The sequence below is a fragment of the Arthrobacter sp. OAP107 genome, from assembly GCF_040546765.1.
In the GTDB taxonomy this organism is placed as follows: Bacteria; Actinomycetota; Actinomycetes; order Actinomycetales; family Micrococcaceae; genus Arthrobacter.
The window spans coordinates 3,543,958-3,569,300 of record NZ_JBEPOK010000001.1 but is presented as its reverse complement, the minus strand read 5'-3'; the positions used below and the strand labels follow the sequence as shown (position 1 = coordinate 3,569,300).

Genomic DNA, 25,343 nt, shown 5'->3' with positions numbered 1-25,343 from the left:
CCCTCCGGCCCTACGGCTCTACGGCGGGGAGGAGTTCATGGCCTCCTCGCCTGGTTCGGGCAAGTCGTGGGGAGCCGGAAGCCCGTCGAGGGTCCGGCCGGCAAGGGTGCTGGCCACCCACAGCGAGCGTGCCATGTCGCCGCCGTGGTCCGGCCTCGAGGCGTAGTGCAGCGCGTTGTCCACCTCGCGGGCCAGGCTCCACTGCCGGGCCACCTCCGGGTCCAGCCCGGCCGCCACGCTGAAGTCATGGCACCTCGCCAGCAGTCCGCCGGCCGGATCCGACGCGGGCAGGTCCGGGATCCGGTTCCAGAGCACGGGAGCCACGGCAAATTCCGCCTCACCCACCATCGGCTGGGGATCGATGGCGGCAAAGCCGTCTGCGGCTGCATTCCCGGTTGCGGCAATCCCGGACTCAGGTCCGGGCGCGTCCAGCCTGGCCAGGATGTTGAGGTAGTGGAAGTCGGTGTTCACCAGGACGTCCTCCGAGGAGCGGCGGCCCACGGCGCCGCGCGTCTGGCAGACTTCCAGCGCGGCCTCCAGCAGCCACCGGGGAAACGGGCGCCCAAGCTGTTCCCATTCGGCGGGCAGGTCGTCGCTCCACTGCTCTGCCCGTGCGGCCACGTGCACAAACTCCTGCCACTGCGGCCGGCCGTCGGGCAGAACGCTCAGCTGCCGCATCAGGCTGCCCCACACCTCAATGGCGGTGTCCATCGGCTCCGTCCGGAGCGACCTGCCCGCATCCAGGCGCTCAAGGAGCATGGAACAGGTCCCGGCGTCGGAGGCCAGCAGCTTCACCGCGCCATGGCCGCCCCACAGCGCCAGCGCATGTCGTTCCACCAGGGCTTCATCATGTGGAAAGGCCACCTTGAGTGCGGCGGCGGATCCTGCCGCGCGGACCGGCACCACAACACCGCCGTGTCCGCTCCACGGAAGCGCTCCGGGTTCCAGGTCAAGCTCAAGCTGCCACTGGTCCAGCCGGCCGCGGATCATGTCCGGCAGTGACGCCAGCCAGGCCCTGCCGGCGCTGCTGCGGGAATAGCGGCGCGTCAGGTCCGGGGGGATGGGAACGTCTGCTGGCGGGCTCACAGCTCCAGCGTAGTTGAGCGGCCCTGCAAACCGGGAAGGCCGGACAGCCCTGCCTGGACGATGCTGCCCGCGCTACGGATGCCGCTTACACGATGCCGCTGGCGCCCAGCAGGTTGCCGATCGTGAACGTCGCGGCCAAGGCAAGGCCGCCACCCACCACCACGCGTGCGCCGGCCCGGGTTTTCGAGCCGCCGCCGATCCAGGCACCGATTGCGCCTGTCACGGCCAGGGCCAGCAGGACGGCTCCAAACGTCACGGCGACGCGGATGTTTTCCGGTGGCAGCAGGATGGCGAGCATCGGCAGTACGGCCCCCAGCGTGAATGCAATGGCCGAGGCAAAGGCGGCATGCCAGGGGCTGACGATGTCCTGTTCGTCAATATTGAGCTCGGCGGACAGGTGGGCGGCCAGGGCGTCGTGTTCGGTCAGTTCCCGGGCAACTGTCCGGGCTGTTTCCTCGCTAAGGCCCTTGCTCCGGTAGATGGCGGCGAGCTCCAGCAGCTCCTCTTCCGGTTCTTCCGCAAGTTCGCGCCGTTCCTTCTCGATCAACGCCTTTTGGCTGTCACTCTGGCTGCTGACGGAGACGTACTCGCCCAGCGCCATGGATACGGCGCCACCCACGAGCCCGGCGGCACCGGCAGCGAGGATGGGGCCGTTCTCGCTGGTCGCACCGGCGACGCCCACCACAATGGCCGCTACCGACACGATCCCGTCGTTGGCTCCGAGGACACCGGCGCGCAGCCAGTTCAGGCGGTGCACGATGTCATTGTGGTGGGGCTCATTAGCGTGCTGCCCATCAGGGAGCGACAGCGATTTGTCCGTGGAGTCCATGGTTCCAGCAAACCACCTGGGGACAGCCGCGTGCCAGTGGAGAGTCATCGGCCGGACTTAGTCACCGGGCTGCCGCCCGCCGCATTCAGGGTGCGGATGTTGCCGCCGCATCGGCGTCGCTGTGGCTTGGCGACGGCGCGGCCGGTTCCGGAAGCTCCGGCAGGAGCGCAGTGTCCAGCACAATGCCGGGCACCGGCCCAGGGTCAGACCCCCAGCGCATGGTCCGCTGGGCAGCCGCGACCAGCGAGGAGACAGCCCACCGCCGGGTCTCACCGTCGCTCAACGCCACCAGGTCGCCGTAGACCGGGAGAGTTCCGGCTTCCAGGCTGGCCAGCCCCGCGGCGGGCTTCTGCAGGAACGAGGTGCCCAGGGTGTAGCCCGGTTCGCGGGGAGGAACTGACGCGCATTGAACACGGGTGTAGGCCTCTGCCTGGCCAACAAGGGTCTCGTGGGTGGCCAGCAGGGCGGCTGCCTGGTCCGCGGCGGCGCCGTCCAGGCGCGTCAGCGCCACCTGGTAGCCGTAGACCGTCTCAACTTCTGTCCGGACCACCCGGTCGAGGGCGGCGGCCAGCGTGGCACTGCCTGCCGGGTCCGCTGTTGGGGTGGGCTGGCTGCCGTTGCCCGGTTGGGCGCCGTCTTTTGACCCGCTGCTGCCCGAAGGGGTGGCCATGGAGCACGCCGTGGCCGCGTCGCGCTGCGTTGCCGCGGGCGCCGGGAGCGCAGGCGGCGGCGTCCCGGCAGCCTGGGCCAGGGTCGTGGCCTGAAGCAGTTGAGCGGTTCCTACCGCGGCGAGCAGGCGGGCCATCCCGCCGTCGGCCTTCTCTGCATGGAGGAGGCGTGCCTTTCCGCTCTTGGACAGCGCGGACACCAAAGCCGGCAACGTTGCCGTGCCCGACGGTGCTGCGCCGGGTGATGCCGTGCCCGAGGGGCCCTTGGTTCCAGACTGCCCGGCCGCCGAACCGGCGGTGGCGCCCGGAAGAAGGAGCGCCCTCGCCTGTGTAGTCAGCAAAGTCACAGTGTGCGAAAACAGCTGCCGCCGGGCGCCGGACGATCCGACCGCGAGCTGCTGGCTGACCGTCCTCAGGTCCAGGGTTTCGGCGAGGGCGGCGGCGCGTGCCTGCTCGGAGAAGGGGGGCGTTGCCGGTGCAGGGGATTCCCGCGGAATCAGCGCAAAACCGAGGCTCAGCACCAGGAACGCGGCGAGTGCCAGCAGGGCGTACCGGAGATAGCTGGCCGGCCTTCTTTTTCGCCCGCTGTCGTCATTCACAACAGACCATGTTGTCACGGCCGGCAGGAAGTCCGTGCACCAAGGCGCCCGGAAAATCGCTACGCTAGTAGTCACAACATCATCTAACGGGAGGCGGCCGGCATCGTGAGCAATGCAGAAGCCACGACTTCATCAGACCGGACCGACGCGGGAAAGGCTGAGCCCGCGGCTGTCCACAATCCCGAGGCTGAACGCCTCCGGGCGCTGCTGGAACCCGCGGTCCAGGCGCACCGGCTTTACCTGGAGGATGTTGCCATCCACATTGCAGGCTCCAACCGCGTGGTCCACGTGGTGGTGGATCTGCCGCAGGAAGAAACGGGCGGGGTGAGCCTGGACGTCATCGCAGACATCTCCAAGGAACTTTCCGACATCCTGGACAGTGACCCCAGCACGGACAGCCGTCCCTATGACCTTGAGGTTTCGTCGCCCGGCGTGGGGCGTCCGCTGACCGAGCCCCGGCACTGGCACCGCGCCCGCGGCCGAATGGTCAACGTCAACGTGATCCAGGGCGAGAACGTCACCGGCAGAATCAGCTCCGTCGACGACGCCGGCGTGACCCTCATCCCCGAAATCGCCGTCAAAAAGGGCATGAAGCCCAAGCAGGGCGACCCCGTAAAACTTCCTTTCGACAAGATCCGCAGCGGAAAAGTCGAAATTGAGTTCAGCCGCCTCGACGAGGCCGGTCTGGAAACTGAGCACAATGGACCTTCTGAGGAGGCCTGATGGATATTGACATGAGCGCGCTGAGACTACTGGAGCGTGAGCGCGAAATCCCGCTGGATCTCCTCATCCCCACGATCGAGCAGGCACTGCTCGTTGCCTACCACAAGTCGCCGGGCGCCTTCGAGAAGGCCCGGGCGGAGCTGGACCGCAAGAGCGGCCACGTGACCATCTGGGCCACGGAAATCGACGACGACGGCGCACCCATCGGCGAGTTCGAGCACACGCCGGCCGGGTTCGGCCGCATCGCCGCCAGCACCGCCCGGCAGATCATCCTGCAGCGGCTGCGTGACGTTGAGGACGACAACGTCCTGGGCGAATTCAAGGGCCGCGAGGGTGAACTTGTTGCCGGGCTGATCCAGCAGGGCAACAACCCGCACATGATCCAGGTCAACCTGGGCACCGTGGAAGCCCTGCTCCCGCCGCCGGAACAGGTGCCGGGGGAGAAGTACATCCACGGAAACCGGCTGCGCGCGTACGTGATCGACGTGCACCGCGGGACCAAGGGCCCGTCCATCACCCTGTCCCGGTCACACCCGGGCCTGGTTCGGAAGCTTTTCGAACTGGAGGTCCCGGAGATTGCCGACCGCTCTGTGGAGATCGTCGCCCTGGCCCGCGAGGCCGGGCACCGCACCAAGATCGCGGTCAAGGCGAACACTCCGGGCATCAACGCCAAGGGTGCCTGCATCGGTGAAATGGGCTCGCGCGTGCGGGCTGTCATGACCGAACTGAACGACGAAAAGATCGACATCGTTGACTTCAGCGAGGATCCGGCCACCTTCATCGCCAGCGCACTGTCGCCGTCGCGCGTGAATTCAGTCACCATCACCGACGAGGCCACCCGTTCGGCCCGCGTCGTAGTGCCGGACTACCAGCTCTCCCTTGCCATCGGCAAGGAGGGGCAGAACGCCCGTCTCGCCGCCAAGCTGACGGGGTGGCGGATCGATATCGTCTCGGACGCCGCCGCTCCGCGCGGTTAGAAGCACCGGCCGGACGGCGGAAAACCGTCCGGCAAAGGCCCTTGGCGCTGCCGGTCTGCCCGCCCCCGTGGCGGGCAGTTTCGTTTTCCGGTTTCGGGTATGGGGCCTGTGAGGGGCTAGAATAGAACTTGGCCGCGCCCAGCGGCCGGCATCAGCGTGTTCGTGCGCCCAGACCTGTCGAAAGCCAGTGCGGGGGGCCGGGCAGGCAGATAGGTACAGGCAGGAAGATACTCGGCAGTGGCACACGTGCAACAACTCGGGAATCAGCCGCAGCGTACCTGTATCGGATGCCGGAAAAAGGGGCCGCGGTCAGAGTTGCTCCGGCTCGTCTCCGACACCGGCGGTTCGTCCGCCATCGTGGTGGATGAACGACGCCGGATGGCTGGCCGGGGTGCATGGCTGCACCCCAGCGAAGCGTGCCTGGCCCTGGCGGTCAAGCGGCGAGCCTTCGGAAGGGCCCTCAACGGGGCAACCGGAACCGCCGCCGTCGAACGCCGGATAACGGCAGGAGCGCACGCTGCGGACGTCCCGGCGTCTGCAGTACCAACCGTCCAACCTGAAAGCGGGTCAGAAATCTGATGGAAACCCGATGAGTTCCCAGCGATGAGTGCGTAACGATGACAACTTTGTTGCGCTCTGCAAAGGGCCTTTCAGCTGTAACCGCAGCGGGGGCCCGCAGTAAGAAGTAGACGGTTCGTGCCTGGCTCGGTGCGGACCGAGACAGGAGAAATGTGGCCAAGGTCCGCGTACATGAGCTTGCAAAAGAGCTCGGTATTACTTCCAAAGATGCAGTAACTAAACTGCAGGAACTGGGCGAATTCGTTCGCTCCGCCTCTTCCACCATTGAGGCCCCCGTGGTGCGGAAACTCCGCAACGCGTTCCCGGCTGCCGCCGCTTCGAAGTCCGAAGCCCCCGCAGCTGCCCCCAAGTCTCCGGCCAAGCCGGCAGAATCCCGTCCCGCGCCGGCACCCGGTCCCGCTGCCCCCAAGGCTGCGGCGCCTGCTCCGGCTCCCGCACCGGCACCGGCACCGGCACCCAAGGCCGAGGCGCCTGCAGCTCCGGCTGCTCCAGCCGCCCCGGCAGCTCCGGCTGCCGCAACGCCTGCTGCGCCTTCCACTGGTGCCAAGCCGGGTGCCCGTCCCGCGCCCAAGGCCGAGACTCCCTCTCGTCCAGGTGGCGCTCCGCGTCCCGGCGGCCCCCGCCCAGGCAACAACCCCTTCGCCACGTCCCAGGGCATGCCCCGCGGCCGTGGAGGAGACGGCGAACGTCCGCCGCGCCCGGGCAACAACCCGTTTGCAACTTCCCAGGGCATGCCCCGTCCCGGCGGCGGCCGCACTGACGGTGAGCGTCCCGGTGGCCCGCGTCCGGCAGCCGGTGCGGGCGGACCCCGCCCCGGTGCTCCGCGTCCCGGCGCTACGCCCGGCCCGCGTCCTGCGGCCGGTGCAGGTGGCCCCCGTCCGGGCGGTCCCCGTCCGGGTGCCGGCGGAAACCGGCCCACGCCGGGCATGATGCCTAACCGCACCGAGCGTCCCGCACCTGCAGGTGCAGGTCGTCCCGGTGGCGGCGGGCGCGGTCCCGGCCGTCCCGGCGCTCCCGGAACCGGCGGTCCCGGTGGCGGCGGCGGTGCTCCGGCCGGCGGTGGCTTCGGCAAGGGTGGCCGCGGTCGCGGTGGTACCCAGGGTGCGTTCGGCAAGGGCGGCGCAGGCCGCGGCAAGCAGCGCAAGTCGAAGCGCGCAAAGCGCCAGGAACTTGAGCAGATGAGCGCACCGTCGCTGGGTGGCGTGAGCGTACCCCGCGGCGACGGCAACACCGTTATCCGCCTTCGTCGTGGCTCGTCCATCACGGACTTCGCTGACAAGATCGAGGCGAACCCCGCCGCACTGGTAACCGTGCTCTTCCACCTCGGTGAAATGGCAACGGCCACCCAGTCGCTGGACGAGGACACCTTTGCGCTCCTCGGCGAGGAACTCGGCTACAAGCTGCAGGTCGTTTCGCCCGAGGATGAAGAGCGCGAGCTCCTCAGCACGTTCGATATCGACGTCGAGGCCGAACTCGAGGCCGAAGGCGACGAAGAGCTCGAGGCACGTCCTCCGGTAGTCACCGTCATGGGTCACGTTGACCACGGTAAGACCCGCCTGCTGGATGCCATCCGTAACTCGGACGTCGTTGCCGGCGAGCACGGCGGCATTACCCAGCACATCGGTGCCTACCAGATCAGCCACGAGCACGAGGGTGCGCTGCGCGACATCACCTTCATCGATACCCCGGGTCACGAGGCGTTCACCGCCATGCGTGCCCGTGGTGCGAAGGTCACGGACATCGCCATCCTGGTTGTGGCAGCGGACGACGGCGTGATGCCCCAGACCGTTGAAGCACTCAACCACGCCCAGGCGGCCAACGTGCCGATCGTCGTGGCCGTGAACAAGATCGACAAGGAAGGCGCGAACCCGGACAAGGTCAAGGGCCAGCTCACCGAGTACGGCCTGGTTCCCGAAGAATACGGTGGCGACACCATGTTCGTTGAGGTCTCTGCCCGCCAGAACCTGAACATTAACGAACTGATCGACGCCGTGCTCCTGACCGCCGACGCCGCGCTTGACCTGCGGGCCAACCCGGACAAGGCCGCCCGAGGCATCGCCATCGAAGCCAACCTGGACAAGGGCCGCGGTTCCGTGGCCACCGTCCTGGTGCAGTCCGGTACCCTGGCCGTCGGCGACACGATCGTGGCCGGCACGGCTCACGGCCGCGTCCGTGCCATGTTCGACGAAGACGGCGAAGCCCTCGACGTCGCGCTGCCGTCCCGTCCGGTCCAGGTCCTCGGCCTGTCCAACGTGCCGCGCGCCGGTGACACCTTCCTGGTGACCGCCGACGAGCGCACGGCCCGCCAGATCGCCGAAAAGCGTGAAGCCGCTGACCGCAATGCCCAGCTGGCCAAGCGCCGCAAGCGCATCAGCCTGGAGGACTTCGACCAGGCCGTCGCTGAAGGCAAGATCGACACCCTCAACCTCATCCTCAAGGGTGACGTGTCCGGTGCCGTGGAGGCCCTCGAAGACGCGCTGCTCAAGATCGACGTTGGCGAAGGCGTCCAGCTGCGCGTCATCCACCGCGGTGTGGGTGCGATCACGCAGAACGACGTCAACCTGGCAACGGTCGACAGCGCCGTCATCATCGGCTTCAACGTCAAGCCCGCCGAGCGGGTTGCCGAGCTGGCAGACCGCGAAGGCGTGGACATGCGCTTCTACTCCGTCATCTACGCAGCAATCGATGACATCGAGATGGCCCTCAAGGGCATGCTCAAGCCGGAGTACGAAGAGGTCCAGCTGGGCACAGCCGAGGTCCGCGAAGTGTTCCGTTCCTCCAAGTTCGGCAACATTGCAGGCTCCATCGTTCGCTCGGGCACGATCCGACGCAACTCGAAGGCCCGCATCAGCCGCGGCGGCAAGATCATCGGCGACAACCTCACGGTGGAGACGCTCAAGCGCTTCAAGGACGACGCCACCGAGGTCCGGACGGACTTCGAGTGCGGTATCGGTCTTGGCTCGTACAACGACATCGTTGAAGGTGACATCATCGAGACCTTCGAGATGCGCGAGAAGCCGCGCGTCTAGTCGTGTGAGTTTCAAAGGTGCGGGGCCGTTGGGTTTTTCCCGGCGGCCCCGCCCCACTCCCAGGCGCCCACAAACGCTACGCGCTAACGTTGTTCCATGCTTTGGCGCGCCCCAGTTTTTCTATTTCCATCCAGGAGGATGTCATGGCTGATCCGGCACGCGCTGCCAAGATGGCGCAGCGGATTAAGGTTGTTGTTGCTGAGGCTTTGGGCCGGAAGGTGAAGGATCCTCGGCTTGAGGGGATTACTGTCACTGATGCCCGTGTGACCAATGACCTGCAGCATGCCACCGTCTACTACACTGTGTTCGGTGACCAGGCCGCGCAGGCTGACGCTGCCAAAGGCCTGGAGAAGGCCAAGGGTGTGCTGCGGCAGGAAGTGGGCCGGAATATCACTGCCCGTCTTACCCCCACGCTCGAGTTCGTGGCCGACCAGATCCCCGTGAACGCCTCCAACCTGGAGGAGCTGCTCCGGGAGGCCAAGCGGCGCGACGCCGAAGTGGCTGCCCTGGCCGAGAAAGCCAAGCACGCGGGCGACGCCGACCCATACAAGAGCGACGTCCAGCCGGACGTGGACATCGACGAGGACGATTTCGACGAAGAGGACCTGGACCTGGCGGACGACGAGGCAATCGACGAGGACCGGAACCGGTAGCGTTCCGCGTTCTGAACGGCTCATCGGAGCCATGCCGCCAGGCATAGTGGGGGTGCGGCCGGATCGAATCGATCCGGCCGCACCCTTACCTTTTGCTGTTCCTACTTTGTCCGGTCCTTATTTTTCGCTAGTCATCCAGCGAGGCCTTTACGACACGGCCGTCCGGTGCCGCATTCGGTGCCGGCAGCGAGTTGACCGTGGCGTAGATGCTTTCGCCCCGGATGTCGACGTCAGCCGTGAGCACGCCCGGAAGAACTACCGTCTGCTTGCTCGAGTGGGCGGACAGCCTCAGCACGCCCTTGCCGAACAGCGACGCGACGTATACGTGCCCGTCGTCGTCCATGTCCAGACCGGTGGGTGACATCACGTCGTCGGCGAAGAGCCTGACGCGGCCATTGTGGGGATTGATCTTGTACACCGCTCCGCGGGCACCCAGCGCGGGGTCCTCCGGGCCGCCGGGCAGCACGGAGACGTACAGCCAGCCGTCGGGCCCGCGCTTGACGTCGGTGGGCACGGGTTCGAAGCGGTAGGTGTGGCCGGCGATGCAGCCCGGAAGTTTGATGGCCGCGGCCTCCTTCGCGGTGAACGTGTGCGGCCGGGCGGGCAGCACGGCAACGGTTTCAGCCTCTCCCGACTCCACGTCGACCGAGACGATGGCGTTGGCCCCGGCGTCGGCTACGTAGATGGTGTCACCGTAAACATCGATTCCATAGGGATGGGAATCGATCTGGCCCTTATAGGAGATCGGCACGTCCTTCGGGAGTTTCGAAGCGCAGGCGGCGGGCAAGTCGTTGAAGCCGTAGCTGTTGCCTGCGTCGGCGTTGTGTTTCATCTCCAGGGCGGCCAGGTTGCCGAAGGTGCGCTGCTTACCGTCGGCGTCAATGCTCCTGATATGTCCGGACAGCGGCCTCGGATCCATCGGGCCGGCGCCCTGGCTTTCGGCCAGGTAAATGGTGTGGCCGCGGCGGTCGCTGCCAGCGACGTCCCAGGCCGCGTTGCGGTAGACCACGGATTTACTGCCGTCCCGGGCGATTTTCGTCAGCTGCCCCTTGAATTCCTCGCTGACCAGAACCGAACGCCCCGGTCCGTCGCTGAGGTGGAGCGGGCTCAGGAGGCCCTTGGCAAGCACGGTGGGTGCGGTCTGGGCCGCAGCGGCCGTGCCTGCCGGGGCCGCGTGCCCCGCCGGGGACGCTGACAAGAGGAGTGATGCAGCCGCGACAGCTGCCATAAGTGCTCGTTGCTTTTCCATACCGTCTCCAATGTCTTCGTTGCGCATCCAGAGCATTGAGACCGATATGTGGTCCGAAAAACGGGTCCACCGACGCGCGTTATTTTAAGCCCGGCTTTCGGGCCGTGTCGATGGGCCGGGGCCTTCGCCCGGATCTGCAAAAAGTTTTCGGGTGCCTTCGTACGGGGCCTTTAATGTCAGACCCCCGCTTCAGACTGGGTCCATGGAAGCCGTTGGGGGATTCACTGGGGACCGGGCCGGTCGGCCGGGTGCCGGTGGGTTGGCTTCTGGGCTGGTTTCGGTGGGTGCCAACGCCCTTCACAGCGTTCCTGCCGAGGCGGACGCCCGCGTCTTTGAGGGGGACGTGGTTGATCAGGCCCTGGCTTTGTTGTCATCGGATGCGGTCACCGCCGAGGACGCCGCGTTGTGGGGTTTCGGGCACGCCGCGGATTTCGCGGACCGGCTCGAGCGGCTCTCCCGGAGGGTGGAGCGCCTGCAGGTGATCGCCGCCGGGGCGGTGGACCGGTCCCGCACCGCCGCACTCACCGCCGCCGCCTCACCCCTGGTCCCCGTCCCTGACCCCGCCGCGGTCGCTGAGCCTTCGCCGGGGGATGACGGGTCCCGGAACAGTGTCGAGTTCCTCCGGGACAGGCTGCGGATCAGCTCCGCCGAAGCCCGGCGCCGGATCGGCCTGGCCGATTCGGTCCTGCCCCGGACCGGGTTCGGCGGGCAACAGCTCCCGCCCCGCTACGAACAGCTCGCCGCCGCGGTCGACACCGCCCGGATCAGCTCCCGCACCGCGACCACCATCACCCTGGCCCTGGACCGGGCACGGCATTTCACCACCCCGGACCACACCGCCGCGATGGAACACGACCTGACCCAAGCCGCGGTCGAGAACGACGCCGACTTCCTCACCCGGGTCGCCCGGCACTGGGCCGAGGCCATCGACCAGGACGGCACCGAACCCTCCGAAGGAGCCCTCCGGCAGATCCAGGGCGCCTTCATCCGCCGGCCCAAACACGGCCTGCAGCACCTGGAAATCTTCGCGACCGCCGAACAGTTCGAAACCATCACCACCGTCATGAACACCGCCACCAACCCCCGCACCCCACAACAGGAAGACCGCAAGGACACCGACGGCAACGGCGCCGACGGGAACAGCGCCGACGGGAACGGCGCCGACGGGAACGGCGCCGGCAGAACGATCAGTGGCGGGATGGACAGTGGCGGGATGGACAGTGCCGGGATGGACAGTGGCGGGGCGGGTGCCGCCGCACCGGCCAGCCTCGCAGGGATCCGGCACCGCGGATCCGCCGGAAATCTGCCTGGATCACCGGTCACAGGGTCAGAAACGGCTCGACGGGCTCGTCGGGGCGTTGCAAACAGTGCTCACCACCGACACCCTGCCCGCCAACGGCGGACACCGGCCCCAGATCCTGGTCACCATCAACTACCGCGACCTCCTCGCCGACCTCCAACACCGCCGCAACGCACAATGGGCCCACAACACCCAATGGGCTCCAGACACACCACCGGCCCACAACGCCCAAGACCTCGAAAGAGCCCACGGCACTCAGGTCACTCACGGCGTTCAAGGTCCGCGGCCGGCGTACTCTGCCGCGGCCGGCCGCGGAACCAGCCAAGGCACGGCCCTGTTCGCGTTCGGCGGCCCGGTGAACCCTGCCACGATCCGGAAAATCGCCTGCGACGCCGACATCATCCCCGTTGTCCTCGGCAGCCGGGGCCGGATCCTGGACATCGGCCGCGCCTCACGCGTCTTCCCACCCCACATCCGCAAAGCCATCACCGCCCGCGACCAAGGCTGCGCGTTCCCGGGCTGCACCATCCCCGCCGCATGGTGCGAAGCCCACCACATCACCTACTGGTCCCGCGCCGGAACCACAAGCACCAGCAACGGCGTCCTGCTCTGCAGCCATCACCACCACCTCATCCACAAAGAACACTGGAGCATCGAAGTCACCAACGAAGTGCCATGGTTCAAACCCCCACCAGAACTCGACCCCCAACGAAAACCCCGCCGCAACAACTACTTCCACTCACGACCCCAACACCAATGAACGGCACCTGGCTGTCCCGCAGCGCCATCCGGCTGACTATGATCAGACCATGCGCGCCCAACCATCAGCTGCAGACGTGACCCAATATCTGACCGAGGCCGTGGCCCTGGCCCAACGGAACGTCGCGGCCGGTGGCGGGCCCTTCGGCGCGCTGGTGGTGACGGCCGACGGCACCGTCCACGAAGGGGTCAACCGCGTCACCCGGGACAACGACCCCACCGCCCATGCCGAGGTGGTGGCCATCCGGACCGCCGCTGCGGAGACCCGGAACTTCGACCTCAGTGACGCCGTCCTGTACGCCAGCTGCGAGCCCTGCCCGCTGTGCCTCGCGGCGGCGCTCTGGGCGCGCATCGACCGGGTGTACTTCGCCGCCGACCGGCACGGCGCAGCCGCCGCGGGATTCGACGACGCGCTGTTCTACGAATACTTCGGCGGCGCCCGGCCCGAACTGCTGCCGGTCAGCCACACCCCGGTTCCGACGTCGGAAGATCCGTTCGAAGCCTGGCGCAAGAACGCCGAACGCACCGACTACTGACGACCGCTACCCTGCGGACCTGCGCGGGAGCCTCCCCACGCCCTCGACCAGTTCGCTTTGGTCACCGCACAAGGCGATCCGGATCCAGCCCTCGCCGATGGAGCCGAAGGCAGTTCCGGGGGCAAAGGAGACGCCGGCCTCGGCAAGGAACTCCTTGACCCATCCCCGGACGTTTCCGCCGCTGACGTGCGAGACGTCCGCCCACAGGTAGAACGCCCCCTGTGCGCTCAAAAACGGAATGCCCTTCTCTGCCAGCACAGCCGACGCCGCGTCGCGGTTGGCACGGTAATGCGCGTGGGCCTGCGACACATAGTCCTGAGGTCCGGTCAACGCGGCGAGCGCCGCGTACTGGGACGGCGACGCCACACAGGAGACGATCGCCTCCATGACATTGTTCATCCGCTGCTCCAGCCCGGTCGGGCAGATCAGCGCCCCGATGCGCAGACCGGTGAGCCCGTAGGTCTTGGACAGCGTCAGCGACGTGAAGACACGCGCAGCGCCGGGCGCGGTGCTGTCGAACCGGGCAGGACTAACATGCGGGACGTCGTAGGTGAAGGCCTCGTAGCATTCGTCCGAGATGATCCACAGATCGTGGCGGCGGGCCAGTTCCACCAATTCCCGGGTCAAGTCTTCCCGGAGGACTGCACCCAGAGGATTCGACGGCGAGTTGAGCATCAGTACGCGCGTGCGGTCCGTGATGAGCGCCTCGATGTCTGCGATGCGGGGCTGGAAATCGTGCGCCGGGTACAAGGGATACTCCACGGGGACGGCATGCAGCAGCCGGCTGGTCATGGCAAACGTGGGATAGCCCGGATTGGGAATCAGGATTTCGTCGCCGGGAGCGAGCAGCAGGCTCATCGCGAAGTGCAGGCCCTGCTGCGCGCCGTCGACCACATATACGCGGTCCGCCCCGATGTCCACGCCGGACTGCTCCCGGAACCTGGCGGCGAAAGCCTCCCGGAGCGGCGGGATGCCGGCGTTGGGAGTGTAGTTGGTCTCGTCGCGGTCCAGGCATGCGATTCCGGCATCCAGGACATGGCGGGGAAGCGGGAACCCGGGCTCGCCGATGCTGAGGATCAGCGCCCCGGGGCTGCGCCACGCCGCCTCAGTAATCTCGCGGATCTGGTTGACGGGTACGTCGCGTATGTGCGCGGAAAGCTCGGGCATGAGTGCCATCCTAGCGTCGGGCCGGGGCGCATCACCGATGAGCGGGCGCGTTCCCCAATACCCCCGCCGCGTGCCCGATATACTGATAGGCGTGCTTTCTGGACTGGTAATAGTGGACAAGCCGCAGGGATGGACCAGCCACGATGTGGTTGGACGGATGCGGCGGATCGCCGGTACCCGGAAAGTGGGCCACGCGGGAACGCTGGATCCCATGGCCACCGGCGTGCTGGTGCTCGGCATCAACAAGGCCACGCGGCTCCTGACCTACATCGTGGGCACGTCCAAGACCTACACGGCAACCATCCGGCTGGGGGAGTCCACCATCACCGACGACGCCGAAGGCGAAGTGGTCAGCCGGACGAGCGCCGCATCCCTGACCGAAGACGCCATCCGCTCCGGTGTGGAGTCCCTTACCGGCGACATCCAGCAGGTGCCCAGCAGCGTCAGCGCCATCAAGGTCAACGGCGAACGCTCCTACGCCCGCGTCCGCTCCGGGGAAGAGGTCAAGCTGGCCGCCAGGCCGGTCACCATTCACCGCTTCGACATTCACGGCATCCGCCGTGGCCAGGCCGCCGGACACGACACGGAGGTGGTGGACGTCGACGTGACGGTGGAATGCTCCTCGGGCACCTACATCCGCGCCCTCGCCCGGGACCTCGGCAGCTCCCTCGGTGTCGGCGGTCATCTGACCGCACTCCGGCGGACCAACGTGGGACCGTACTCGCTGGACCAGGCGCGCACCCTCGAAGAGCTTGCCGAAGACCTCGAAATCCTCGAAATGTCGCAGGCGGCCAGGGCACTCATGCCCAACCGGGACCTGACTGCCGACGAAACCACTGAGATTTCCTTCGGCCGGCGCATTGCCGCCGGAACCGCGGCGGGCACACCGGGTGCCGCCACAGCGGAAAAACCCGCAGCCGCGTTCGCGCCTGACGGATCTCTCGTGGCGCTGCTCGCCGACAGCGGAAGCTTCGCCAAACCCGTGCTGGTCTTCGCCCCAGGAACGGGACCGGGCACCCCCAACAGTTCCGGCACCTCCAACGGGTCCGGCACCTCCAACGGGTCCGGCGCAGATGCCGGCGTTGCGAACGGTTCCCATGCCGACGGCGTCGGGCAGGCCTAGCGTTGGACGCGTACTTTTACATCATCCTGGGGGTTGGCCTGCTGTCCACCCTCATCTGCGTGGCGGCCGGCATCCTGAAGAAAGCCCCGAACGACATCACCATCCTCTCCGTGGCCGCCGTCGAACTGGCGCTGCTGATCTACCTCGTGGGCTCGATAGTGCGGGTCATCGCGGGGGAGCAGATCGCGGGCGAGGCCTGGGAGTTTTGGGGCTACCTCGCCACCGCCCTCCTGCTGCCTGTGGCTGCCGTATATTGGTCCGTCCTGGAGCGGACCCGCTGGAGCAACTTCGTCCTGGCCGCCGTCGGAGTTACTGCCCTCGTCATGGCGGCCCGCATGAATCAGATTTGGTACTGAAGTGGAAGAAGCACGCAAGTTGACTGATACGTCCGAACATACCGAGCGACCGACCAATACGAGGAACACCGGCCCCGGCCGGCTCCTGATCGCCGTCTACGCCATTTTTGCCATCTCGGCCACTGCAAGGGCCGGCTACCAGATCCTCACCAAGTTCTCCGACGCCCCGCTGGCCTACCTGCTCTCCGCTTTCGCCGCCGTCGTCTACGTCGTGGCCACCGTGTCGCTGGCCAAGGCTGGCCGCACGTGGTTCAAAGTCTCCCTGGTGGCCGTCCTGGTGGAACTCGTGGGAGTCATTGTCGTGGGGGCGCTGAGCCTGTTCGACTCCGTGCAGTTCCCGCACGAAACCGTGTGGTCGGCGTTTGGCCGCGGCTACGCCTTCGTTCCGCTGATCCTGCCGATCCTGGGCCTCATTTGGCTCTACCGACGGCGGCCGTCAGCACCGGCGGCCTAGGAACCACTGCGGTCTGGGAACCACGGCGGTCTGGGAACCACTGTTCCGCGTCAGCGGTCCTCGTCGGGCAGGTCCACCTCGATCAGCTCGCCGGGCGTCACGGACCGGTGCGCCGGTGGCGCTGAATCGATCGTTTGGCCGGCGTCAGCTGTATTCGGCTCGGTGCCGGATGGCGTGGCTGGTTCCTGGTCCTGCTCCCTCAGCTGAGCCTGCTGGGGTTGCGAGCCGCCGCCAAGGATGCCGCCCAGGATATCGCCTAGCCCGCCTGAACCGAGTCCGCTCGAACCTGGCCCGCCGGGGCCCTGTCCACCGCCACCCTGTCCTCCGGAACCAAGTCCGCCGAGGCCGCCGCCCAGGATCCCGCCAAGGATGCTGCCCAAGTCAATCCCCCCGCCGGCCGGGGACGGCCGAGAACCCTGTGCCCCGGAGTCCTGCCCGCCACCGAGGACCTTCTTGGCCAGATAGGACATGACGATCGGGGCAAGGATCGGCAGCAGCTTGCGGACGAGGTCCCCGCCGACACCGCCCAGGTTCGCTGTCCCCGCCAGCCGGTTGGCCACCTGGTCCTGCTGGCCGCCGAAGACATGGCCAACGATCTTTTCACCGTCCTGGGTGTCAACCTGCGACGGATCCACTCCGCCGTCGGCCAGCCCGTTCCGGTGCCTGGCCAGTTCGGACTCGAGGGCCGCGGCGCCATCCGGCGCCTGGACGTTGTTCTGCATTCCGGCGAGCAGCGTCGGCACGGCGGCTTCCACTGCGGCCTGCGCGGACGCCGTGTCAGTGCCCAACAGGGAAGCAATCTGCTGGACAGGGATCTGTCCCAGCAGCTCCTGGATATCAGTCATGGCGTGGCTCCTTCCGGCCCGCTCATTCTGCAGGCGATCCGTGCGGTTAAGACGCGAATGAAACTCAGATAGGCCAAGGCAGCGCTGCCCGGCTACCGCCCTTGCATCCTAGCGGCGCGTGCTTGCGGAAAGGTAGGCCCCCGACGGGCCAGCGACGCGTCGCTCAGCGGGCCACCCACCCGGGGCGTCCGTGGCAGGCAGTGATTGCGGGTAACCTTAGAGAGTTCCGGCCCCTGGCGCGCCGGAAGCAAGTTCTGTCAGGCAGTAAAAGGCGAGGTTGATGGTCCACATCTGGAACGATCCGACCGAAGTCCCCGAAGACTTTGGTCCTTCCGTTGTCACTATCGGCAATTTCGACGGCGTCCACCGCGGCCACCAGCAGGTGCTGTCCCAGCTCATCAGGACCGCGCGGCTGAACAACGCCAAGTCGGTTGCCGTGACGTTCGATCCCCATCCGGCCCTGGTCCATCGGCCGGAAAGCGCCCCCGAACTGATCATGGGCCTGGAGGACAAACTCCAGGCGCTCGGCGAGCTCGGACTGGACGCCATCCTGGTCATGAAGTACTCCCTGGAGCTCGCCAGCCTCACCCCGGAAGAGTTCGTCGGCTCGGTCCTGGTGGACAGCCTCCACGCCAGCCACGTGGTGATCGGCCACGACACACGGTTCGGCAAGGGGAATTCCGGCGACCTGAACACCATGCAGGAGCTGGGGGAGAAGTTCGGCTTTGAGGTCCTCATCATCAGCGAGTTCGGCTCCGAGGGCTTTCCGCTCCATGACGACGGCGGAACGGACCGCCGCTGCTCCTCCACCTGGGTGCGCGAAGCGCTCCGGGAGGGAGACGTCGGGACCGCCGGCGCGGTCCTGGGCCGCGCTCACCGGATGCGGGGCGAGGTGGTCCACGGGGCTGCGCGCGGCCGCGACCTCGGTTTTCCCACCGCCAACCTCTCCAGTGATGCGAGCGGCCTGATTCCGGCGGACGGCATTTACGCGGGCTGGCTCGTGGACCAGGCCGGGACCCGCTGGCCGGCGGCCATCTCGGTTGGCTCCAACCCCACCTTCGACGGGGTGAGCCGCCAGGTGGAGGCGCACGTCATCGACAGGCCCGAAGAGCGTATCGAGGACTTCGATCTGTACGGCCAGACAGTGGTCGTGGAGTTCGTGGCCAGGCTCCGGGGCATGGTGGGGTACCGTGGGCCAGAAGCCCTCGTGGAGCAGATGCGCCAGGACGTCCTGCAGACGCACGACATCCTGCTCCAGCGCTAGCCCTGCATCCCGCGGTCCTTCACCAGTCCCGCACCACACAGTATTGGCAAGGAAGGCGACGCTGTGACAGTAGAGAAGAACACCAGGAAACTGGACAAGGGGATTGTGCGGGATTTCAGTTCCCGCATGAGTTACGCCTCCTACCTGCAGCTGCCCACGCTGCTAAGCGCCCAGCAGCCTGTCAGCGTCCCGGAACACCACGACGAACTGCTGTTCATCATCCAGCACCAGACCACGGAGCTGTGGCTGAAGCTGGTGCTCCACGAGCTCCGCAGTGCCGCGGTGTGGCTGCGTTCGGATGACCTCGGTTCGGCCCTGAAGGGCATCGCGCGGGTCAAGCACATCCAGAAGACCCTCACCGAGCAGTGGTCCGTCCTGGCCACGCTGACACCCACCGAGTACGCCGAATTCCGCGGTTTCCTGGGCAACTCGTCCGGTTTCCAGTCCAGCCAGTACCGTGCCGTCGAGTTCGTGCTGGGCAACAAGAACCGGAAGATGCTTCCCGTGTTCGAGTCCGATCCCGAAGCCCACGCCCTGCTCACCCAGGTGCTGCACGCGCCGAGCATCTACGACGAATTCCTCGCCTACCTGCACCGCCAGGGCTTCGACGTTCCCGAGGAGGTGCTGACCAGGGACGTGACCCGTGCGCATGAGTTTGAGCCCGCCCTGGTGCCTCTGTTCAAGCACATCTACGAGCATGCCGCGCAGAACTGGGGAGCCTACGAGGCATGCGAGGAGCTGGTCGACTTGGAGGACAACTTCCAGCTGTGGCGGTTCCGGCACCTGCGCACCGTGCAGCGCACCATCGGCATGAAGGCGGGCACCGGCGGCTCCTCCGGAGCGGCGTTCCTGCAAAAGGCGCTTGAGCTGACGTTCTTCCCGGAGCTGTTCGCGGTGCGCACGGAGATCGGACAGTGACCACGCAGGCAGGCGATGCCCTGGTGCAAAAAGCCGCACGCCTCGACGCCGAAGATCCGCTGGCCCGGTACCGGGACCTGTTCGTCGGCGCGGACACCGAGCTGTCCTACCTGGACGGCAACTCCCTGGGCCGGCCGCTCAAGCGGACCGCCGGAGACATTGCCGCCTTTATCCAGGAGGGCTGGGGCGGGCGCCTGATCAGGGGCTGGGACGAGGAATGGCTGGAGATGCCCCAGGCCATCGGCGACCAGCTGGGGCGTGCAGTGCTGGGCGCCGCCGCGGGGCAGACCATCATCGCCGACTCCACCACGGTGGTGCTGTACAAGCTGATCCGGGCCGCGCTGGCCGCCGTCGGGGATCCGGCGCGGACAGAGATCGTGGTGGACACGGACAACTTTCCCACCGACCGGTACCTCGTCGAAGGCATCGCCAAGGAGGAGGGCCTGACACTGCGCTGGATCGAGGCGGATCCCGCCTCCGGTGTCCACCTCGACCAGGTGAGGGAGGCTGTAGGGCCGGCCACCGCCGTCGTCCTCCTCAGCCATGTGGCCTACCGCTCGGGGTATCTTGCGGACCTGCCGGCCATTACGGCAGCGGTGCACGACGCCGGCGGGCTGGTGATCTGGGACCTGTGCCATTCCGCCGGGTCGGTGGAGCTGCAGCTGGATGCCTGGAACGTGGACTTCGCGGCGGGCTGCACGTACAAGTACCTGAACGGCGGCCCGGGCTCGCCCGCGTTCGCCTACGTCAATGCCCGGCACCTGCCCGGACTGGCGCAGCCTATCTGGGGATGGATGGGCCGGAAGGACGCCTTCGAGATGGGCCCGGGCTACGAACCGGCAGCCGGCATCCGTGGTTTCCTGAGCGGCACGCCGGCCATTTTCGGGATGATCGCCATGCGCGGCACGCTGGACCTGATTGAAGCGGCCGGCATGGCAGCCATCCGGGAAAAGTCGCGGCAGCTTACCGCTTACGCGCTGGAACTGCACGATGCCTGGCTCGCGCCGGCCGGGGTGAGGCTTGCTACACCACGCGATGCCGACCGCCGGGGAGGCCACATCACCGTTGACCATCCCGCCTTCCGTGAGGTGACCGCGGCGCTCTGGGAGAGGGATGTCATCCCGGACTTCCGCGCGCCGCAGGGCATCAGGATCGGACTTTCGCCGCTGAGCACCGGCTTTGCCGAACTCCACCGCGGCATGGCGGCCATCCGGGACCTGCTTCCGGACGCATGACCAGACCTTTTGCCGTTTCGACAGAATTGCAACACGCCCGGTAAACTAAGCGGTGGATCCGGCTGCAGTCCGTGGTTGCTGGATCCTGTCTTGTGCGGAATGTTCCCCGGAACACCGCGCCGGCACCCCCGGCAGTGAATTACTGACTCGGGCCTCACGGCACATCTCTAGGAGTTATTGTGGCACTTGACGCCGCCGTAAAGCAGTCCATCATCAAGGAATACGCAACGTCCGAGGGCGACACCGGTTCGCCGGAGGTCCAGATTGCGGTTCTGACTCAGCGGATCAAGGATCTGACTGAGCACATGAAGGAGCACAAGCACGACTTCCACACCCAGCGCGGTCTGCTGGCCATGGTTGGTCGCCGCAAGCGCATGCTGACCTACCTGAAGAACACTGACATCGCCCGCTACCGTTCGCTCATCGAGCGTCTCGGCCTGCGCCGCTAGTCTGGTTTGGAGGCGGCCCTTTCCACCCGGAACGGGCCGCCTCGTCAGTACATACAACTAAACAGGAGGATCAACCGCATCACGCATTCGCGGTCCTCGGTAGTGATCCCCGGGAAGCTTCGCTGACTGAAGCCGGCCCGTGGGTCTCGATCGATGACCGGGTGCAGGGCCAGTAGACAGATGCTGGGCTGGGTTGATGCGGCTGGACTTCCGTTAATCAAGAAACGGAGGTGACTCTCTTGGAGGGTCCCGAAATCCAGTTCTCAGAAGCAGTCATTGACAATGGCCGCTTTGGCAAGCGTGTAATCCGCTTCGAAACCGGCCGTCTTGCCAAGCAGGCAGCCGGCGCAGCCATGGTGTACATCGACGAAGACACCGCGCTGCTCTCCGCCACCACCGCCGGCAAGCACCCGCGTGAAGGCTTCGACTTCTTCCCCCTGACGGTGGACGTCGAAGAGCGCATGTACGCCGCCGGCCGCATCCCGGGCTCGTTCTTCCGCCGCGAAGGCCGCCCGTCCACCGAAGCGATCCTGGCCTGCCGCCTGATGGACCGCCCGCTGCGCCCCGCGTTCGTCAAGGGCCTGCGCAACGAGGTCCAGATCGTGGTCACCGTCCTGGCGATCAACCCGGACGAGCTCTACGACGTCGTGGCCATCAACGCCTCCTCGATGTCCACCCAGCTCTCCGGCCTGCCGTTCTCCGGCCCCATCGGCGGCGTCCGCGTTGCCCTCGTCGCCGACGAGCAGGGTTCGCAGTGGGTTGCCTTCCCGAAGCACTCCCAGCTCGAGAACTCCGTGTTCAACATGGTCGTTGCCGGCCGCGTTGCCGGTGACGACGTCGCCATCATGATGGTCGAGGCCGAAGCCACGGACAACTCCTGGAACCTCATCAAGGAACAGGGCGCCACCGCCCCCACCGAAGAGGTCGTTTCCGAGGGCCTGGAGGCTGCCAAGCCGTTCATCAAGGCACTCTGCGAAGCCCAGCAGGACCTGGCCGCCCGCGCCGCCAAGCCCACCGTCGAGTTCCCGGTCTTCCTGGACTACCAGGACGACGTGTACGCTGCCGTCGAGGCTGCTGCCTCCGAGAAGCTCACCGCTGTCTTCCAGATCGCCGACAAGCAGGACCGCGACAACGCAGCCGACGAGCTGAAGGACGAAGTTGTTGGCTCGCTGGCCGAGCAGTTCGAAGGCCGCGAGAAGGAGCTGTCCGCAGCCTTCCGCTCCGTCACCAAGCACGTGGTCCGCCAGCGCATCCTCAAGGACCAGGTCCGCATCGACGGCCGCGGCCTGACGGACATCCGTCAGCTCACCGCCGAGGTCGAGGTCCTGCCCCGCGTTCACGGTTCCGCCATCTTCGAACGTGGCGAAACCCAGATCATGGGTGTCACCACGCTGAACATGCTCAAGATGGAACAGCAGATCGACTCGCTGTCGCCGGTAACGCGCAAGCGCTACATGCACAACTACAACTTCCCGCCGTACTCCACCGGTGAGACCGGCCGCGTCGGTTCCCCGAAGCGCCGCGAAATCGGCCACGGTGCCCTGGCCGAGCGCGCGCTCGTCCCGGTGCTGCCGTCCCGCGAGGAGTTCCCGTACGCCATCCGCCAGGTGTCCGAAGCCCTCGGCTCCAACGGCTCCACCTCCATGGGCTCGGTCTGCGCCTCGACGCTGTCCATGCTCAACGCCGGTGTGCCGCTGAAGGCTGCCGTTGCCGGCATCGCCATGGGCCTGGTCTCCGACCAGGTGGACGGCCAGACCCGCTACGCCGCCCTGACCGACATCCTCGGCGCCGAAGATGCCTTCGGTGACATGGACTTCAAGGTTGCCGGTACCTCCGAGTTCGTCACGGCCATCCAGCTGGACACCAAGCTCGACGGCATCCCGGCGTCCGTGCTGGCAGCAGCACTGAAGCAGGCACGCGAAGCCCGCCTCCACATCCTCGAGGTCATCAACGCGGCGATCGACACTCCGGATGAGCTCTCCGAGTTCGCTCCGCGCGTCATTGCCGTCAAGATCCCCGTGGACAAGATCGGCGAGGTCATCGGCCCCAAGGGCAAGATGATCAACCAGATCCAGGAGGACACCGGCGCGGACATCTCCATCGAGGACGACGGCACCGTCTACATCGGCGCCACGGACGGCCCGTCGGCGGATGCCGCCCGCTCCGCGATCAACGCCATCGCCAACCCGCAGGTTCCCGAAGTCGGCGAGCGCTACCTGGGCACCGTGGTCAAGACCACAACGTTCGGTGCGTTCATCTCCCTGACCCCGGGCAAGGACGGCCTGCTGCACATCTCCGAGCTGCGCAAGCTCGCCAGCGGCAAGCGCGTGGACAACGTCGAAGACGTCGTCTCCGTGGGCCAGAAGATCCAGGTCGAGATCACCAAGATCGACGACCGTGGAAAGCTGTCCCTCTCTCCGGTAGTTGCTGAAGAGGAAGGCGCCGGCGACGCCGACCGCGTTCACGCTTCGGCTTCGGCAGAAGGCTCGGACGCTTCCGAGTAGTTCCGGGCTGCGGCAGCTGCATGCTGCCGGCAACCCATCAGGGCGGGGCCGTTGGTTGTACCACCGGCCCCGCCCCGTTTAACCCGCACCCAAAACCTCGCTTGCGGCGGCAAACAGCCCACGTCAGAGCCACGCCGACGGCGGGGCCCGCTGGTACGATTGCTGGCAGATTTGGCTCCGCTTCCCGAAAGGCCTTGATGACTGTCGTACCCCTGCCGCTGGAGCAAAACCACCCCGGCGACACCCTGATCCATGGAGCCGACGGCGGTTCGGAAGTCCGCCGCTCGGTCCTCCCCGGCGGGGTCCGCGTCCTGACTGAGGCCATGCCGGGGCAGCGTTCGGCCACCATCGGATTCTGGGTGGGCGTCGGGTCCCGCGACGAGGCCCCGGGCCAGCACGGCTCCACGCACTTCCTTGAGCATCTGCTGTTCAAGGGCACCAAGCGGCGCACGGCCCTCGAAATCGCTTCGGCCTTTGACGAGGTGGGCGGCGAATCCAATGCCGCCACGGCGAAAGAGAGCACCTGCTACTTCGCCCGCGTGCTGGATACGGACCTGCCGATGGCCATCGACGTCATCGCTGATATGATCACCGGCGCCGTGCTGGATCCCGCGGAGATGGAGCAGGAGCGGGACGTCATCCTCGAAGAGATCGCCATGGACAGCGACGACCCCACGGACGTCGCGCATGAACACTTCGTGGCGGCCGTACTCGGCACGCATCCGCTGGGGCGCCCCATTGGCGGCACGCCGGACGCTATCCGCGCCGTGGCGCGGGACTCCGTCTGGGACCACTACCGCCGCTACTATCGCCCGGATGAGCTTGTGATCACCGCCGCCGGCGGTTTGGAGCACGACGTCGTGTGCCGGCTTGTGGTGGATGCCCTCCACTCAGCCGGGTGGTCACTTGAGCCCGGGGCGGCTCCCGTGGAGCGCCGCTCCACCGCGCGCGCACAGATCACCGGCACCGCGGGGCTGCACGTGGTCACCCGCCCGGTGGAACAGGCCAACATCATCATGGGCTGTCCCACCATCGTGGCCACCGACGAACGCCGCTACGTCATGAGCGTGCTCAACGCCGTACTCGGCGGCGGAATGTCGTCGCGGCTGTTCCAGGAGATCCGCGAGAAGCGCGGGCTCGTGTACTCCACGTATTCGTTTGCGTCGTCCTACGCCGATGCCGGCTACTTCGGCATGTACGCCGGCTGCACGCCCACCAAAGTCCGCCAGGTCCTGGAACTCCTCGGCGCCGAACTCGACAGCCTTGCGGCCGGCGGCATTTCCGAGGACGAGCTCCGCAAGGCGGTGGGGCAGCTCTGCGGCGGGATCGTCCTGGCCCTGGAGGACACCGGCTCCCGCATGTCCCGGCTGGGCCGCGCCGAGCTGGTCTCCGGTGAGTACCAGGACATCGACGAGACCCTTCGGCTCATCAAGGCCGTGACCGCCGAACAGGTCCAAGAGCTCGCCAGCGAGCTTGCCGCGGCGCCGCGGACCGTGACAGTGGTCGGCCCCTTCGACGAATCGGAAACCTTCGGGCTCTGAATTTGCTGAAGTTTTCGGCCTAGGAGGAATGATGGACCAGCCGCAACCGGGCACAGCGCATGAAGCGCTGGAGATCTTCGTCGGGCGCTGGCTGGGAACCACCGAACTGGCTGCCTCGCCCTGGGGTCCGGCCCGCACGGCCACCGCGGAGGTGACCTTCACCCGCGCGGCCGGCGGGTTCGCCGTCGTCCAGTCCTACCGGCACACCGAAGCTGACGGCACGCACTTCGAGGGGCACGGGGTGTTCACGGTGGACCCCGACCACGACGAAACGCTCTGGTACTACGTTGACAGCATGGGCAGGCCGCCGGCGGCCCCGGCCCGCGGGGTGTGGCACGACTCCACCCTTACTGTGGAACGGCGCAGCGACCGCGGCACCGCCCGGCACACCTTCCGCGTGGACCAGGGCGTTCTGACCCACACGGCCGAACTGCGGCTGGGGGAGGCCCAGGACTTTCAGCCGTTCATGACCTCGATCTGCCACCGCGCCTGAACCAGGC

23 protein-coding genes and 1 pseudogene are annotated in these 25,343 nt (G+C 66.9%); 18 read left to right on the top strand and 6 right to left on the bottom strand.

Translation table 11 applies throughout. From position 1 onward, the window contains the following. Positions 1-18 precede the first annotated feature (18 nt). The 3 genes from ABIE00_RS16410 to ABIE00_RS16400 form a co-directional block, all read right to left on the bottom strand. Entirely contained in the window at positions 19-1,086 is a 1,068-nt protein-coding gene (locus ABIE00_RS16410) for an aminoglycoside phosphotransferase family protein (protein WP_354261802.1), read from the bottom strand. A gap of 85 nt (positions 1,087-1,171) precedes the next feature. Then, positions 1,172-1,915: a VIT1/CCC1 transporter family protein gene (locus ABIE00_RS16405; RefSeq protein WP_354261801.1), complete on the bottom strand. Its 744-nt coding sequence runs from the start codon at positions 1,913-1,915 to the stop codon at positions 1,172-1,174. Between the two features lie 85 nt (positions 1,916-2,000). Then, complete coding sequence (locus ABIE00_RS16400; protein ID WP_354261800.1) at positions 2,001-3,182, bottom strand: DUF4439 domain-containing protein; 1,182 nt, start codon at positions 3,180-3,182, stop codon at positions 2,001-2,003. A 105-nt stretch (positions 3,183-3,287) separates the two neighbouring features. Between ABIE00_RS16400 and rimP the strand changes: the two genes are divergently transcribed. The 5 genes from rimP to rbfA all read left to right on the top strand — a co-directional run bounded on the left by rimP (position 3,288) and on the right by rbfA (position 9,143). After that, entirely contained in the window at positions 3,288-3,905 is a 618-nt protein-coding gene (gene rimP / locus ABIE00_RS16395; protein ID WP_331573777.1) for a ribosome maturation factor RimP, read from the top strand. Next, complete coding sequence (gene nusA / locus ABIE00_RS16390) at positions 3,905-4,882, top strand: transcription termination factor NusA (protein WP_076798160.1); 978 nt, start codon at positions 3,905-3,907, stop codon at positions 4,880-4,882. Before rimP ends, nusA begins: the two co-directional genes overlap by 1 nt. 237 nt (positions 4,883-5,119) lie before the next feature. After that, complete coding sequence (locus ABIE00_RS16385; protein ID WP_354261799.1) at positions 5,120-5,461, top strand: YlxR family protein; 342 nt, start codon at positions 5,120-5,122, stop codon at positions 5,459-5,461. Between the two features lie 152 nt (positions 5,462-5,613). Beyond that, on the top strand, positions 5,614-8,490 hold the full coding sequence (gene infB, locus ABIE00_RS16380; RefSeq protein ID WP_354261798.1) for a translation initiation factor IF-2: 2,877 nt from the start codon (positions 5,614-5,616) through the stop codon (positions 8,488-8,490). Between the two features lie 143 nt (positions 8,491-8,633). Next, positions 8,634-9,143, top strand: coding sequence for a 30S ribosome-binding factor RbfA (gene rbfA / locus ABIE00_RS16375; RefSeq protein WP_331573770.1), 510 nt, complete (start codon positions 8,634-8,636; stop codon positions 9,141-9,143). A 127-nt stretch (positions 9,144-9,270) separates the two neighbouring features. On the opposite strand, the gene ABIE00_RS16370 is transcribed toward rbfA, so the two are convergent. After that, a complete protein-coding gene (locus ABIE00_RS16370) occupies positions 9,271-10,392 on the bottom strand; it encodes a ScyD/ScyE family protein (RefSeq protein ID WP_354261797.1) in 1,122 nt (373 codons plus the stop codon). Between the two features lie 202 nt (positions 10,393-10,594). Here ABIE00_RS16370 and ABIE00_RS16365 point away from each other — a divergent pair. The 3 genes and pseudogenes from ABIE00_RS16365 to ABIE00_RS16355 form a co-directional block, all read left to right on the top strand. Then, positions 10,595-11,551: pseudogene (locus tag ABIE00_RS16365) on the top strand (DUF222 domain-containing protein); the annotation flags it as partial. 208 nt (positions 11,552-11,759) lie between these two features. After that, positions 11,760-12,452 (top strand): HNH endonuclease, encoded by a 693-nt coding sequence (locus tag ABIE00_RS25990; RefSeq protein WP_502914220.1) that lies wholly within the window; start codon positions 11,760-11,762, stop codon positions 12,450-12,452. Positions 12,453-12,501: 49 nt separating this feature from the next. After that, positions 12,502-12,987, top strand: a complete 486-nt coding sequence (locus ABIE00_RS16355; RefSeq protein ID WP_331573764.1) for a nucleoside deaminase — start codon at positions 12,502-12,504, stop codon at positions 12,985-12,987. A 6-nt stretch (positions 12,988-12,993) separates the two neighbouring features. Here ABIE00_RS16355 and ABIE00_RS16350 read toward each other — a convergent pair whose 3' ends face one another. Further along, a complete protein-coding gene (locus ABIE00_RS16350; RefSeq protein WP_354261796.1) occupies positions 12,994-14,154 on the bottom strand; it encodes a pyridoxal phosphate-dependent aminotransferase in 1,161 nt (386 codons plus the stop codon). Positions 14,155-14,245: 91 nt separating this feature from the next. Between ABIE00_RS16350 and truB the strand changes: the two genes are divergently transcribed. From truB to ABIE00_RS16335, 3 genes are read left to right on the top strand one after another with little or no spacing between them, the layout of a single operon-like run. Then, positions 14,246-15,277, top strand: coding sequence for a tRNA pseudouridine(55) synthase TruB (gene truB, locus ABIE00_RS16345; RefSeq protein ID WP_354261795.1), 1,032 nt, complete (start codon positions 14,246-14,248; stop codon positions 15,275-15,277). Between the two features lie 2 nt (positions 15,278-15,279). After that, entirely contained in the window at positions 15,280-15,633 is a 354-nt protein-coding gene (locus tag ABIE00_RS16340) for a hypothetical protein (RefSeq protein WP_331573758.1), read from the top strand. A 19-nt stretch (positions 15,634-15,652) separates the two neighbouring features. Then, positions 15,653-16,087: a hypothetical protein gene (locus tag ABIE00_RS16335; protein ID WP_354261794.1), complete on the top strand. Its 435-nt coding sequence runs from the start codon at positions 15,653-15,655 to the stop codon at positions 16,085-16,087. 50 nt (positions 16,088-16,137) lie between these two features. Here the strand turns inward: ABIE00_RS16335 and ABIE00_RS16330 are convergent, their stop codons facing one another. Then, the gene (locus ABIE00_RS16330; RefSeq protein WP_354261793.1) at positions 16,138-16,932 is read right to left on the bottom strand and encodes a DUF937 domain-containing protein; all 795 of its coding nucleotides are present in this window, start codon (positions 16,930-16,932) and stop codon (positions 16,138-16,140) included. A 280-nt stretch (positions 16,933-17,212) separates the two neighbouring features. Between ABIE00_RS16330 and ABIE00_RS16325 the strand changes: the two genes are divergently transcribed. The 7 genes from ABIE00_RS16325 (at position 17,213) to ABIE00_RS16295 (ending at position 25,336) form a co-directional block, all read left to right on the top strand. Next, on the top strand, positions 17,213-18,196 hold the full coding sequence (locus ABIE00_RS16325; RefSeq protein ID WP_354261792.1) for a bifunctional riboflavin kinase/FAD synthetase: 984 nt from the start codon (positions 17,213-17,215) through the stop codon (positions 18,194-18,196). A 63-nt stretch (positions 18,197-18,259) separates the two neighbouring features. Then, complete coding sequence (gene kynA / locus ABIE00_RS16320; RefSeq protein ID WP_354261791.1) at positions 18,260-19,114, top strand: tryptophan 2,3-dioxygenase; 855 nt, start codon at positions 18,260-18,262, stop codon at positions 19,112-19,114. Then, positions 19,111-20,349 (top strand): kynureninase, encoded by a 1,239-nt coding sequence (gene kynU, locus ABIE00_RS16315; RefSeq protein WP_354261790.1) that lies wholly within the window; start codon positions 19,111-19,113, stop codon positions 20,347-20,349. Before kynA ends, kynU begins: the two co-directional genes overlap by 4 nt. Positions 20,350-20,528: 179 nt before the next feature. Further along, a complete protein-coding gene (rpsO, locus tag ABIE00_RS16310; RefSeq protein WP_003798808.1) occupies positions 20,529-20,798 on the top strand; it encodes a 30S ribosomal protein S15 in 270 nt (89 codons plus the stop codon). 239 nt (positions 20,799-21,037) lie between these two features. After that, positions 21,038-23,302 (top strand): polyribonucleotide nucleotidyltransferase, encoded by a 2,265-nt coding sequence (locus tag ABIE00_RS16305; RefSeq protein ID WP_331574160.1) that lies wholly within the window; start codon positions 21,038-21,040, stop codon positions 23,300-23,302. A gap of 197 nt (positions 23,303-23,499) precedes the next feature. Beyond that, positions 23,500-24,843 (top strand): M16 family metallopeptidase, encoded by a 1,344-nt coding sequence (locus tag ABIE00_RS16300; RefSeq protein WP_331573745.1) that lies wholly within the window; start codon positions 23,500-23,502, stop codon positions 24,841-24,843. A 28-nt stretch (positions 24,844-24,871) separates the two neighbouring features. Beyond that, positions 24,872-25,336, top strand: a complete 465-nt coding sequence (locus ABIE00_RS16295) for a DUF1579 family protein (RefSeq protein WP_502914219.1) — start codon at positions 24,872-24,874, stop codon at positions 25,334-25,336. Positions 25,337-25,343: the final 7 nt, after the last annotated feature.

Excerpts from the sequence above, each read along its gene's own strand:
- ABIE00_RS16405 (WP_354261801.1), bottom strand. The coding sequence starts at position 1,915 with ATGGACTCCACGGACAAATCGCTGTCGCTCCCTGATGGGCAGCACGCT.
- nusA (WP_076798160.1), top strand. The coding sequence starts at position 3,905 with ATGGATATTGACATGAGCGCGCTGAGACTACTGGAGCGTGAGCGCGAA.
- rbfA (WP_331573770.1), top strand. The coding sequence starts at position 8,634 with ATGGCTGATCCGGCACGCGCTGCCAAGATGGCGCAGCGGATTAAGGTT.
- ABIE00_RS16370 (WP_354261797.1), bottom strand. The coding sequence starts at position 10,392 with ATGGAAAAGCAACGAGCACTTATGGCAGCTGTCGCGGCTGCATCACTC.
- ABIE00_RS16355 (WP_331573764.1), top strand. The coding sequence starts at position 12,502 with ATGCGCGCCCAACCATCAGCTGCAGACGTGACCCAATATCTGACCGAG.
- ABIE00_RS16350 (WP_354261796.1), bottom strand. The coding sequence starts at position 14,154 with ATGCCCGAGCTTTCCGCGCACATACGCGACGTACCCGTCAACCAGATC.
- ABIE00_RS16330 (WP_354261793.1), bottom strand. The coding sequence starts at position 16,932 with ATGACTGATATCCAGGAGCTGCTGGGACAGATCCCTGTCCAGCAGATT.
- ABIE00_RS16325 (WP_354261792.1), top strand. The coding sequence starts at position 17,213 with ATGGTCCACATCTGGAACGATCCGACCGAAGTCCCCGAAGACTTTGGT.
- ABIE00_RS16300 (WP_331573745.1), top strand. The coding sequence starts at position 23,500 with ATGACTGTCGTACCCCTGCCGCTGGAGCAAAACCACCCCGGCGACACC.
- ABIE00_RS16295 (WP_502914219.1), top strand. The coding sequence starts at position 24,872 with ATGATGGACCAGCCGCAACCGGGCACAGCGCATGAAGCGCTGGAGATC.